At 63.7% G+C, this 11,228-nt stretch carries 13 protein-coding genes; 5 read left to right on the forward strand and 8 right to left on the reverse strand.

The features are described 5' to 3' along the window. Window positions 1-11: 11 nt before the first annotated feature. Complete coding sequence (gene ftsE / locus B9A19_RS22210) at window positions 12-665, reverse strand: cell division ATP-binding protein FtsE (protein WP_139798897.1); 654 nt, start codon at window positions 663-665, stop codon at window positions 12-14. Window positions 666-674: 9 nt separating this feature from the next. Next, complete coding sequence (ftsY, locus tag B9A19_RS22215; protein ID WP_139798898.1) at window positions 675-1,823, reverse strand: signal recognition particle-docking protein FtsY; 1,149 nt, start codon at window positions 1,821-1,823, stop codon at window positions 675-677. Window positions 1,824-1,936: 113 nt separating this feature from the next. Between ftsY and B9A19_RS15620 the strand changes: the two genes are divergently transcribed. From B9A19_RS15620 to B9A19_RS15635, 4 genes are all read left to right on the forward strand, one after another. Beyond that, window positions 1,937-3,301 carry a M16 family metallopeptidase gene (locus B9A19_RS15620; RefSeq protein ID WP_084091901.1) on the forward strand — a complete coding sequence of 455 codons (1,365 nt, stop codon included), beginning with the start codon at window positions 1,937-1,939 and terminating at the stop codon, window positions 3,299-3,301. Then, on the forward strand, window positions 3,291-4,805 hold the full coding sequence (locus B9A19_RS15625; RefSeq protein WP_084091903.1) for a M16 family metallopeptidase: 1,515 nt from the start codon (window positions 3,291-3,293) through the stop codon (window positions 4,803-4,805). Before B9A19_RS15620 ends, B9A19_RS15625 begins: the two co-directional genes overlap by 11 nt. Further along, window positions 4,802-5,353, forward strand: a complete 552-nt coding sequence (gene rsmD, locus B9A19_RS15630; RefSeq protein WP_084091905.1) for a 16S rRNA (guanine(966)-N(2))-methyltransferase RsmD — start codon at window positions 4,802-4,804, stop codon at window positions 5,351-5,353. Before B9A19_RS15625 ends, rsmD begins: the two co-directional genes overlap by 4 nt. A 315-nt stretch (window positions 5,354-5,668) precedes the next feature. Beyond that, complete coding sequence (locus B9A19_RS15635) at window positions 5,669-5,920, forward strand: YfhL family 4Fe-4S dicluster ferredoxin (protein ID WP_084091907.1); 252 nt, start codon at window positions 5,669-5,671, stop codon at window positions 5,918-5,920. Window positions 5,921-6,048: 128 nt separating this feature from the next. Here B9A19_RS15635 and B9A19_RS15640 read toward each other — a convergent pair whose 3' ends face one another. Continuing rightward, window positions 6,049-6,252: a hypothetical protein gene (locus B9A19_RS15640; protein ID WP_084091909.1), complete on the reverse strand. Its 204-nt coding sequence runs from the start codon at window positions 6,250-6,252 to the stop codon at window positions 6,049-6,051. A 431-nt stretch (window positions 6,253-6,683) separates the two neighbouring features. Next, window positions 6,684-7,907: a multifunctional CCA addition/repair protein gene (locus B9A19_RS15645; protein WP_084091911.1), complete on the reverse strand. Its 1,224-nt coding sequence runs from the start codon at window positions 7,905-7,907 to the stop codon at window positions 6,684-6,686. A 92-nt stretch (window positions 7,908-7,999) separates the two neighbouring features. On the opposite strand from B9A19_RS15645, the gene cysK reads away from it, so the two are divergent. Next, window positions 8,000-8,932, forward strand: a complete 933-nt coding sequence (cysK, locus tag B9A19_RS15650) for a cysteine synthase A (RefSeq protein WP_084091913.1) — start codon at window positions 8,000-8,002, stop codon at window positions 8,930-8,932. A gap of 66 nt (window positions 8,933-8,998) precedes the next feature. Here the strand turns inward: cysK and B9A19_RS15655 are convergent, their stop codons facing one another. From B9A19_RS15655 to B9A19_RS15670, 4 genes are all read right to left on the reverse strand, one after another. Then, window positions 8,999-9,199 carry a YodC family protein gene (locus B9A19_RS15655; RefSeq protein WP_084091915.1) on the reverse strand — a complete coding sequence of 67 codons (201 nt, stop codon included), beginning with the start codon at window positions 9,197-9,199 and terminating at the stop codon, window positions 8,999-9,001. Between the two features lie 137 nt (window positions 9,200-9,336). After that, a complete protein-coding gene (locus B9A19_RS15660; protein WP_139798899.1) occupies window positions 9,337-10,305 on the reverse strand; it encodes a surface-adhesin E family protein in 969 nt (322 codons plus the stop codon). Then, a complete protein-coding gene (locus B9A19_RS15665; RefSeq protein ID WP_139798900.1) occupies window positions 10,283-10,465 on the reverse strand; it encodes a hypothetical protein in 183 nt (60 codons plus the stop codon). Before B9A19_RS15665 ends, B9A19_RS15660 begins: the two co-directional genes overlap by 23 nt. Window positions 10,466-10,728: 263 nt before the next feature. Next, on the reverse strand, window positions 10,729-11,228 hold a 500-nt coding region (locus B9A19_RS15670), incomplete at its 5' end, for a transposase (RefSeq protein ID WP_139798901.1).

The raw sequence follows: 11,228 nt of genomic DNA on the forward strand, positions 1-11,228 counted from the left end.
GTCGTCTCCGGTCAGGCGGTGAACTGGCCGTTTTTCAGGCGCAGGATGCGGCGGCCGTAATCGGCCATCAGCGTTTCGTCGTGGGCGGAAATTACCAGCGTAACCCCCACCTGGTGGAAGGATTTGAACAGCTCGAGGATATCGTGCGCGTTGTCGCGGTCCAGATTGGCGGTCGGCTCGTCGGCCAGCAGGATGGCCGGGCGGTGCACCACGGCGCGGGCAATGCACAACCGCTGCTGCTCGCCCCCCGACAGCGAAATCGGGTTGAGCTTTTCCTTGCCCGACAGCCCGACCTTGTCCAGCGCGGCCAGCACGCGGCGCTTGGCCTCCATGCCGTTGAAGCCGGTGATGTCCAGCGGCAGCTTGACGTTCTCGTACACATTGCGGTCGAACAGGATCTTGTGATCCTGAAAGATCAGCCCGAAATGGCGGCGCACATAGGGCAGGCTGGTGCGCGACAGCCGCGCCACATTCTGCCCGTTCACCAGCACCGCGCCGGCGGTGGGCTTTTCGATGCCGGCAATCAGCTTCAGCAGGGTCGATTTGCCGGCGCCAGAGTGGCCGGCAAGGAACAGCAGCTCGCCCGACTGGATCTCGAAGCTGAGGTTCTTCACCGCCTCGAAACCACCGGGATAGCGCTTGGTGACTTGCTGAAACTGGATCATGGCGTCCCTTTACTCGAACAGCGCGTCAACATAGGCGGCAGTATCGAACGGCCGCAGGTCGTCGATGCCCTCGCCCACGCCGATAAAGCGCAGCGGCACCGGGCGTTGCTTGGCAATGCCGGCAATCACGCCACCCTTGGCGGTGCCATCGAGCTTGGTCAGCACCAGGCCAGTCAGGCCCAGTGCGTCGTCAAACGCCTTCACCTGGTTGATGGCGTTCTGGCCGGTGTTGGCGTCCAGCACCAGCAGCACCTCGTGCGGGCCGGTTTCGTCGGCCTTTTGCACCACGCGCTTCACCTTGCGGATTTCGTCCATCAGATGCAGCTGCGTCGGCAGGCGGCCAGCGGTGTCGACAATGATCACATCAATGCCACGCGCCTTGGCCGCGTTGACCGCATCAAAGGCAACGGCAGCAGCATCGCCCGAATCCTGTGCAATCACCTGCACGCCGTTGCGCTGGCCCCACACCACCAGTTGCTCGCGCGCGGCAGCACGGAAGGTATCGCCGGCAGCCAGCAGCACGCTCTTGCCCTGCGATTGAAAATACTTGGCCAGCTTGCCGATGCTGGTGGTCTTGCCGGCGCCGTTCACACCCGCCACCATCAAAATGAACGGCTTGTGGCCGGAGACATCGAGCGGCAGCTGCAGCGGGCTGATCAAATCCTTGAGCGATTCCTTGAGCGCGCCCTTGAGCTCGGCGCTGTCTTTCAGGCCGCGCAGCGACACGCGCTCGCGCACGTCCTTCAACAAATGCTGGGTGGCATCCACGCCCATGTCGGCGGTCAGCAGCACGGTTTCCAGCTCTTCATACAGATCTTCGTCGATCTGGCCGCCGCCAAACAGGCCGGCCAGCCCCTTGCCCAGCTTGTCGCGCGTTTTGGCCAGGCCGGCTTTCAGGCGCTCGGTCCACGACAGGGCGGGCTTGGCTTGCGGCTCGGCAATCACATCGGTGACCGGGGCCGAGGTCGCTGCTACTGCCGTCGCGGCAACATCGGCCGGGGCTGCAGGCGCAACGACTGCGGCAGGCGCGGATGCAGCCGCCTCGACCGGCGTCGCAACCGGCGGCTCGATCGGCGATGGTGCGTGGACCGGTGCAACGTCGGCAGTGGCTGGTGCGGGGGTCGCCGGGGCGTCTTTTTTACGGAAGAAACTGAACATGATGGATATGCGCGGGCTCCAGAATGGCGGAAAATCGATGCCCGGCAAAATTCTAACATTTGGCGGCCCTTTGCCCACGCAAACTGCCAAATGCACACTCGAAACTGGATCGCATGCTTCTCAAATCCACCCTCGCTGCAGCACTGTTCTCAGGCACGATGCTGCTGGCCAGCGCCGCCCAAGCGGCCGATGGCCTGCTCGACACCACGCTCGACAACGGCCTGCGCGTCATCATCCAGCAAGACAGCCGCGCGCCGATTGCCGCCATCCAGCTGTGGTATCGCGTCGGCGGCATCGACGAGCCGGCCGGCAAGACCGGCATCTCGCACCTGGTCGAGCACATGATGTTCAAGGGTACGCCCACGCTGCCCGGCAAGGGCTATTCGCAGACCATGGGCCAGCTGGGCGGCAGCGACAACGCCTTTACCACGCGCGACTACACCTATTACTACAGCAAGGTGCCTGTGCAGCATCTGGCGCGCACGCTGGATATCGAAGCCGACCGCATGCAGCACCTGTCGTTCGACGAGAAAGCGTTCACGCTGGAAAAATCGGTGGTCGAGGAAGAACGCCGCTGGCGCGTGGACGACAACAGCTTTGGCGAGTTTGACGAAAAGCTCAACGCCGCCACGCTGGCCGTACACCCCTACCGCAACCCGGTGCTGGGCTGGCCGGACGACTTTGCCAAGATCACGCTGGCCGATGCGCGCAACTGGTACCAGAGCTGGTACGCCCCCAACAACGCCAGCGTGGTCATCGTGGGCGATGTCGACCCGCAGGCAGCGCTGGCCGAAGTGAAGCGCGCCTTTGGCAAGATCGCCCGCCGCAGCTTGCCCGAGCGCGCAAACCTCGATGCGCTGCAAGAGCCGGTGCAAACCGCGCTGCAGAAAAAGACCATCCCGGTGCCGGCCGACCGCCCCATCGTGGTGATGCAATGGCGCGTGCCGGCGTTGCAGCCGGGCAAGCCCAACAAGGAAGCCTATGCACTGATGCTGCTGGCCCGATTGCTGGACCGCGATCCGAACAATGTCGACGAAAACCTGGCGCGCCGGCTGGATGACTGGGACGTGAGCTACAACGGCATGAGCCGTGGCTTCAGCGAGTTCGTCTTTACCGCCACGCCGCGCAAGGGTGAATCAATCGACGGCCTGGTGAGCGCGCTGCTGCGCGAGGCCTCCATCCTGCGCAACTTCACGCTGCATGAAGAATACCTGCGCCACGGCAAGGTGAGCTGGGCCGCCGCGACCGTGTTTGCCAGCGACGACATGCTGGCGCGCACCACCGCCATGGGTCAGAACGCGCTGTACGGCTTTCCGCCCGATGCCTATGCCGATCTGCAGGCCGGCATCGACAAGGTCACCCTGCGCGATATCGTCAACGCCGCCGATGCCTGGCTGAAAGAAGAAACAGCCACCGTCGGCATCCTGCAGCCCACCCCGCGCGCAGCGAAAACACACGGGGCAATCCATGACCGATGATCGCTTGCCCAGCCACAGCGCTTCGTTGCAGGCATGCACCCAATACCCGCACAGCGGGGTAGCTGCGCCGCTGCACATGAGCGGCGCGACCGTGACAAGACAGAACCCGACACGCATGACCACACTGAAAACACTCTTCACCCTGCTCGCCTGCGTGGCCGCCCCCAGCTGGGCCGGCCCGCAAATCGAGAGCTGGACCACCAAACAAGGCGCGCGTGTTTATCTGGTGAGCACTGCTGCGCAGCCCATGGTCGACGTCAAGATCGACTTTGATGCCGGCGAGGACCGCGCCGAGCGCAAGCAGGCCGGGCTGGCGCAGTTTGTCGCCAGCGAGCTGCTCGACTATGAATTCACCGGCAACGATGGCGAACTGTTGACGCCGAACGAGAAATTGCGCGCCATCGGCGCCCAGTTTGGCAGCAGCAGCGAGGCCGACCGCGCCAGCGTGTATCTGCGCGTGCTCAGCAGCCAGAAAGAAGCGGCGGTGGGCATCCTGCGCAAGCAACTGGGCGACGCCAACTTCCCCTACCGCTTTCACGACTGGCGGCGCAGCAGCTGGACCGACCGGCTGGAAGCCGACTACGGCAAGCGCAACAAGGGCAGCGTGGCCACCTTGGCCAAGCTTCTGTACGGCGAACACCCCTATGCCAATGCCGACGTGATCGGCGCCGATACCGTCGACGACCTGAGCAACCGCGACGTGCTGCGTTTCCAGCGCAAGCACTACATCGCCAGCAACGCGGTATTCTCCATCGTCGGCAATATCAGCCGGCCCGAGGCCGAGCGCATCGTCAACGAGGTGGTGGAATACCTGCCCAAGGGCGACAAGGCCGCCGCGCTGGACGCGCCCAAGCTGCCGGCCGCATCACCGGGCAAGCAGATCATCGTCAAGCATGAAGACGCCGCGCAAAGCACCTTGCGCCTGGGCCTGCTGCTGCCGCCGCGCAGCAGCGCCGATTATCTGGCGCTGCAAGTGGGCAACCATATCCTGGGCGGCGGCGACATGGAATCGAAGCTGATGCAGGAAGTGCGCGTCAACCGTGGTCTGGCCTATTCGGTGTACAGCACGCTGGAGTCGCTGCGTCTGTCCAGCGAGCTGCAGCTGGTGGCGCAAACCCGCCGGGACCAGACCAACAACGTGCTGGCGGTCATGAAGCAGACGCTGGCTGATTTCGTCGCCAATGGCCCGTCTGATGCCGAACTGCAGGCGGCCAAGAGCTATTTCCGCCAGCGCGTGCCGTTCTGGACCGAGAGCAATCTCTCCACGCTCGAATTGCTGTCGACCATCGGTTATTACCAGCTGCCGCTGAGCTACCCGGATGACTTTGCCAAGGCAGTCGACCAGCTCACGCGCGAGGACGTGAAGGCCGCGTGGCAACGCTGGGTGAAGCCAGAGCAAGTCGCCATCGTCATCTCGGGCGGCCAGACCGGCGAGGCCAAGGCAGAGGCCGCGAAGGACGGCGCCCCCAAGGAAGGGGTGGCCAAAGAAGGAGCAGCCCAATGAAAGGCGGCAATGTACGCAATACCGTGCGCATCATCGGGGGCGACTTCAAGCGCCGCCAGATCAGCTTTCCCGACGGCGAAGGTCTGCGTCCCACCCCCGACCGGGTGCGCGAAACACTGTTCAACTGGCTGGGGCAAGACCTGACCGGCCAGTACGTGCTGGACCTGTTTGCCGGCAGCGGCGCACTGGGCTTCGAGGCCGCCAGCCGCAACGCCGCGCGGGTGGTGCTGGTAGAAAAAGCCAAACCGGTGCATGCCGCACTGGCAGCCAGCAAGGCGCTGCTGAAAGCCGATCGCGTCGAACTCATCCATGCCGATGCACTGGCCTGGCTGGCGCGCAATAACGACCGCTTCGACGTGGTCTTCCTCGACCCGCCCTACGCCACCGACCTGCTGGCGCAAGTGCTGCCGCTGATCGCCGCGCGGCTGAACGACGGCGGCGTGGTCTACGCCGAATGCGCCAGCTGGCCCGAACTGGACGGTTGGGACGTGGTGCGCGAGGGCAAGGCGGGCGCGGTGAAGCATGCGCTGCTGCGCAGGGTTGCGTGAGCGCGGAGTTCAAGCCAAGCCATTGATTTGATACCACGCAGCTTCGTGCCACGAACGAGCAAAGCGAGGCTCCCTCGCAGCCGCGAGGGCGGGGGGAGTGAGATCAAGTGAATAGCAGGGCCGCTGTTTCGCTATCCACACTGGTGAGAACCCGGCTTGGCCGGGTGCTTGATGCGGGGTGGCCGACAAATGGCGGCTCCAGAAGCGCGCGGACGCTGCGCTGCAACATTGTTCCCGCATCATGATCGTGGGACAATGTAGCCAATCTGCTAATCAACTGTTTTATCAAGTATTTATTCAGGAAGGAAGTGACTCATGTCGCTCATCATTACCGACGAGTGCATCAACTGCGACGTTTGTGAGCCGGAATGCCCAAACCATGCCATCTCGCAAGGCGCGGAAATCTATGAAATCAACCCCGACCTGTGCACCGAGTGCGTAGGCCATTTCGACGAGCCGCAGTGCCAGCAGGTCTGCCCGGTGGACTGCATTCCGCACGACCCGAACAACGTCGAAAGCAAGGAACAGCTGCACGCCAAGTACGTGAAGATCAGCGCTGCGGCGTGATCTGGCTGTTGCCCGCAAAAAAGCCGCGCAATGCGCGGCTTTTTCTTTACCGGTTGCCCCTGCCGCCCAAAAACAGCGATACACCCAATCTGCACGGCGAACGAGGCTGATGAACCGTAAACGGACGGTTACTTCTGGCACGCCAGGAAGTAGTTGCCGTTAAAACCCATGCGCACGCCAAAGTAGTGGGAGCCCGGCCAGACCGCTTCGCAATAGGAAGGGCCATCCACCTGGGTGTAGTTGGACAGTTCGTAATAGCGCGCTTCGAGCGCAAACGCATTGGTCACTACGCCACACAGCAACAGCACAAGCAATGCAAACTGCTTTTTCATGGTGATTTCCTGAAAGATGGGTATGGATTTGGCAAACCAGGGACTACCTGCCAGCAGCTTGCTCGTGCCGGATCAGGGCGTGTTCATCTGCTGATGGGGCAGCAAGCAAACACAGCAGAATGTATCCGACAACTGTCTGAAATAGTTAACAAAAAGAATGACAAATGCGCATATTGCTGAAAAAACAACAAACAAAGCATGCGCGATTATTTCCAGCACGTAACAAATACGGAAAGCAACGGCGCAAGGGGTGATCTCCGCCTGAACAAAGGCGCAATGATGCGCAACCAGAGCGCACTGCTGACAAACAGATCGTTCACCGCGAGAACCGCTAACAACGCCCGGTGAAGCGGTGCCAACAAGGCATGCGAAACGCTGACAGAACCCGGCCGTATGGCCACGTAACGCAGCCGGCAGGGTTTGGGTAGCGCTTACTCGGCGGCCATGCTTTTGCGAGCCGCCTCTATCGCCGCAATACGGGCAATGCGTACCCGCTCGGGTATCTGCGCCTTGTCACTGCAAGCCTGCGCAATCGCGCCGGCATCCACACGGGCAGCGGCTGCCAGCAACTGGCGCAGCAAGTCGGCCTGCGGGTAGTCGGCGGTCTCGAAGCCGGTGCGGCCGCGTTTGTCGGCGATGCAGGCATCCAGCATCTGGTGAAAGCGCTCGGGCTTGCGCAGCGCGTCGCAGCGCAGGAACAAATCCATGATGGTGGCCGAGCGCAGTTCTTGGGCGCGGTGCACGTGGGTGTGGTCGCGGCAGACCATGACCGCCAGATCGCGGCAATCGCCGGGCACGCGCCAGCGCTCGCACAGCGCCTCGACCAGCGGCACGCCGCGCGGCTCGTGGCCGTGGTGGCCGGGCAAAATATCGGCCGGCGTGGTGGCCTTGCCCAGATCGTGGCACAGCGCGGCAAAGCGCACCGGCAGCGGCATGCCCTGCGCGGCAGCGTAATCGACCACCAGCATCACGTGCACGCCGGTATCGACTTCGGGGTGGTAATCGGCGCGCTGCGGCACGCCCCACAGCGCATCCACCTCGGGCGCGATGCGCGCCAGCGCGCCGCAATCGCGCAGCGCGTTGAACATGTGCGAAGGCTGCGCCTCCATCAGCCCGCGCGCTACTTCCTGCCACACGCGCTCGGCCACCAGGTGATCGACTTCGCCCTCGCTCACCATCTGCTGCATCAGCGCCATCGTTTCGGGCGCCACGCCAAACTGGAAGCGCGCGGCAAAGCGCGCCAGCCGCAGAATGCGCACCGGGTCTTCGACAAAGGCATCCGACACATGGCGGAACAGCCGCGCCTGCAAATCGGCCTGGCCGCCAAACGGGTCGATCACGCTGCCGTCATCGGCCTCGGCCATGGCGTTGATGGTGAGGTCGCGCCGCGCCAGGTCTTCTTCCAGCGTGACTTCGGGCGCGGCATACACGGTAAAGCCCTTGTAGCCGTGGCCGCTCTTGCGCTCGGTGCGCGCCAGCGCGTACTCCTCGTGCGTTTTGGGGTGCAAAAACACCGGAAAATCCTTGCCCACCGGCTTGTAGCCGGCCGCCACCATCTGTTCGGCCGTCGCCCCCACCACCACCCAGTCGGTATCCTGCACCGGCAGGCCCAGCAGGCGGTCGCGCACGGCGCCGCCAACCTTGTATATCTTCATCGCGTATCGGCCGTTTGTTTGATCGAACTCATTCTAACGGTTGCGGCGCCCGCGCTAAAATCCGGCCATTCCTCGCCCGTACAAGAGCCGCCATGAACATCGCCCAAGACATCACCGCCCTGATCGGCAACACCCCGCTGGTGCAACTGAACCGCATCAGCGCCGGCTGCGCCGCCACCATCGTGGCCAAGCTGGAATACATGAACCCAAGCCATTCGGTAAAGGACCGCATTGCGCTCAGCATGATAGACGCGGCCGAAGCGGCCGGCATCATCGGGCCGGATACTGTCATCGTCGAGCCGACCTCGGGCAATACCGGCATTGGTCTGGCCATGGTGTGTGCCGCACGCGGCTACAAGCTGGTGCTGACCATGCCCGAGACCATGTCGCGCGAGCGCCGCGCGCTGTTGCGCGGTTATGGCGCCGAGCTGGTGCTGACGCCGGGGCCGGACGGCATGGGTGGCGCCATTGCCCGCGCCAAGGCCTTGTGCGAGCAGCACGCCAACTACTTCATGCCGCAGCAGTTCGAGAACCCGGCCAATCCGGAAATCCACCGCCGCACTACAGCCGAAGAGCTATGGCGCGATACCGACGGCCAGCTCGACATGCTGGTGGCCGGCGTGGGCACCGGCGGCACCATCACCGGCGTGGCCGAGGTGCTCAAGGCACGCAAGCCGTCCTTCCGCGCCATTGCCGTCGAACCGGATGCCAGCCCGGTGCTGAGCGGCGGCGCCAAGGGCCCGCACCCCATTCAGGGCATAGGCGCAGGCTTTGTACCCGGCGTGCTCAACACGCAAATCTGCGACGAAATCATCCGCGTGGGCAACGACGACGCCTTCACCACCGCCCGCGCCATGGCCACGCAAGAGGGCATTTTGTGCGGTATCTCGGCCGGCGCCGCCACTTGGGCTGCCATCCAGATCGCAAAGCGCCCGGAAAACGCCGGCAAGCTGATCGCGGTGATCATTCCGTCGTTTGGCGAGCGGTATTTGTCGACCAAGTTGTTTGAGGGTTTGATTGATTGAGGGGCTGCGCCACCCGGCTGGCGATTATTCGGCCAAGGCAGGGCCAGTCTGCCCCGCCCTAGCCGATCAGTCCGGTTGCGGCAAGGCCACCAGCGAGCGCTGCGGGAAGGTCGCCGACGAGACCTGGTCTTTCAGTTCACCCGAGAACCACTGGCAGGTGGCCAGCAAGATATCGGTATTGTCGGGGTCTTTGCCGGTGCTCTGCACCGTCATGCTCGGCCCGCCCGAGTTCAGTTGTACGACGTCGCCAATGTTGACAGCTGCCATGCCGGGTTACTCCTGAGTTTGGATAATGTGCAAGGCTGGATTCAGCCAAGGCCAATATACGCAGGCGTACGGCGATCCGTCATGCTTGCTGCCATGACCGTTGCATTTGCTCTGCAAGTTCAGCCCCACCAAGCCCCTCACCCCGGCCCGCACAACAGTGCATGCATGGTCTTGCCTGTATCGCCCTCGTCAAAGCGCTTCATGGCGGCGGCGGGCGGCAGATCAGGCGCGCGCAGTAGCGGTTTGCCGGCTGGCGTGCTGGCGGCAAACAGCGCAATTTGCGCCACGCGCAGTTGCTGGGTGCTGCAGTCGGCCTCGTAGCGGATCAGCGCTGATCCGGCTGGCCCCAACGCGCTGAAGCCCTTGCCCAGCAGCGCCAGCGGCGTGGCGGGCACGATGCGGAACCAGGCGACGGGCTTGCTGCCGCGCAGCAGGCTGCGGGTGGCGATATCGATCTTGTCGCCGCTGGGCGGGGTGGGCACGGCTTGCCAGCCGGCGTCGTCGCCCGGCAGCGGGCCGTCCAGCTCGCCCAGGGTGGTCACAGCGTCGATCAGTGAGGTGACATCCGGCCCGGGGGCCTGCACGCACAGGCTGGCCAGCGCATAGCGCGCCCAGGCTGCGCCACTGTTCACCGGGCGCGGCTTAGCCAGCTCGGCGTGGCCCGGTGCGTGTTCATCCAGCTTGTAGACCTCCAGCCCGGTGCCGTTCTTGCCGGCATACAGCCCGGCGCGCAGCAGGGCCAGCGTTTTCTGCTCGCACTGGCCTTGCACCAGCATGGCGCTGGAGAGATAGCGCACCGGTTTGCCGGCATCGTCGCTCATGGTGCGCTCGGCCGGGTAGCTTTGCAGCAACCAGCCCTGTACCGCGCCATCGGCATTGCGCTCTACCCGGTCGGGATCGATGGCGGTTTGCACGCCGTCTTCACTGGTGGCAATCGGCTGCCAGCCGGCCTGCGCGCCCAGCGCTGCCAGCATCAGGATTGCCGCTGTTTGCCATGCCTTGTGTACCGTCATGTATGTGCCCCGATTGCGGATGGTGGCAATCAGCTTGAACGCATCTGTGGGCTGGGGCAAGGGTGGCGCGCTATAGCTGCGACAGCTCGTCATCCACCTCGTTCAGCAGGCTGGTGAGGTTGCGCGGGGTGGGGGTGTTGACGAATTCGGCGGCCAGCTCGAATGGATCAATCGATATGCCCGAGTGGTTGAGGTGCACGAATTCGCCCACCACATAGCGGGCAAAGTTCTGCGAGGTTGCGATGTCGTTCACAAACCAGCAGCCGTCGTACTTCTGTACGAAGTATTCACCGATGCACAAAATCCGGCAAAATCCGGGGTCAGGTCTCAATACTGTTTGGTTAGCCGGATTTCCGCTCCTCCCGCCCCAGCACCTGTACTGACCAGTCCCCCTGCCGCCTGCGTGGGTAGCAATGATCATGGGCCGCGTATGGCGAATTTCGCCGCTTCACCTGCCTGGGTGCACGCTGCCCCACAGTACGTACCGCCCGCAAGCGCGCACCCGCTGCCAGCCACTCACGAAACCAGCGTCTTGCGGCTGCCCGCCCTGGGGGGAAAGGCCCCGGAGCGGGGTTGGGTACGCCGCAGCAACTGCACATGTCCCACGAACGAAAGGTCATCATGACGACTGCGGTGCGCACTGGCGACCTGATGCATCAACCAGCGTACCGCATAGTGCGCCAGCACCCAGCCATAAAACTCCTGCCTGACCAGCTCAGGCGTCTTGGAGCGCAACGTCCTGCGCCCCTGCTGCAAATGGGTCTTGAGCTCATCGAACACCGCTTCAACCTGCCAGCGTGCGTGATAGCACGCCGCCAGCTCGGCTGCCGGCGCCGCTTCGGCCGACAACAGCGTCGTCATCAGGCGATAGCGTATGGCCGCGCCGTCCAGCTTGGGCAAACTGTACTCGATGACCCGCACCGGGATGCCATCCATGTCCTGCCGTCTTGCCTTGTCATCGGGATAGATCACGCTCAGGTAAGAGCCATCCGGCAAGGCCGTCACGACCGGCAGGC

Source organism: Andreprevotia lacus DSM 23236 (assembly GCF_900176275.1).
GTDB classification, from domain to species: domain Bacteria; phylum Pseudomonadota; class Gammaproteobacteria; order Burkholderiales; family Chitinibacteraceae; genus Andreprevotia; species Andreprevotia lacus.

Bases quoted from the DNA above. Each gene is read 5' to 3' on its own strand.
- cysK (WP_084091913.1), top strand. From the start codon at position 8,000: ATGAACATCGCCCAAGACATCACCGCCCTGATCGGCAACACCCCGCTG.
- rsmD (WP_084091905.1), top strand. From the start codon at position 4,802: ATGAAAGGCGGCAATGTACGCAATACCGTGCGCATCATCGGGGGCGAC.
- B9A19_RS15640 (WP_084091909.1), bottom strand. From the start codon at position 6,252: ATGAAAAAGCAGTTTGCATTGCTTGTGCTGTTGCTGTGTGGCGTAGTG.
- B9A19_RS15660 (WP_139798899.1), bottom strand. From the start codon at position 10,305: ATGACGAGCTGTCGCAGCTATAGCGCGCCACCCTTGCCCCAGCCCACA.
- B9A19_RS15655 (WP_084091915.1), bottom strand. From the start codon at position 9,199: ATGGCAGCTGTCAACATTGGCGACGTCGTACAACTGAACTCGGGCGGG.
- B9A19_RS15635 (WP_084091907.1), top strand. From the start codon at position 5,669: ATGTCGCTCATCATTACCGACGAGTGCATCAACTGCGACGTTTGTGAG.
- B9A19_RS15625 (WP_084091903.1), top strand. From the start codon at position 3,291: ATGACCGATGATCGCTTGCCCAGCCACAGCGCTTCGTTGCAGGCATGC.
- ftsE (WP_139798897.1), bottom strand. From the start codon at position 665: ATGATCCAGTTTCAGCAAGTCACCAAGCGCTATCCCGGTGGTTTCGAG.
- ftsY (WP_139798898.1), bottom strand. From the start codon at position 1,823: ATGTTCAGTTTCTTCCGTAAAAAAGACGCCCCGGCGACCCCCGCACCA.
- B9A19_RS15645 (WP_084091911.1), bottom strand. From the start codon at position 7,907: ATGAAGATATACAAGGTTGGCGGCGCCGTGCGCGACCGCCTGCTGGGC.
- B9A19_RS15620 (WP_084091901.1), top strand. From the start codon at position 1,937: ATGCTTCTCAAATCCACCCTCGCTGCAGCACTGTTCTCAGGCACGATG.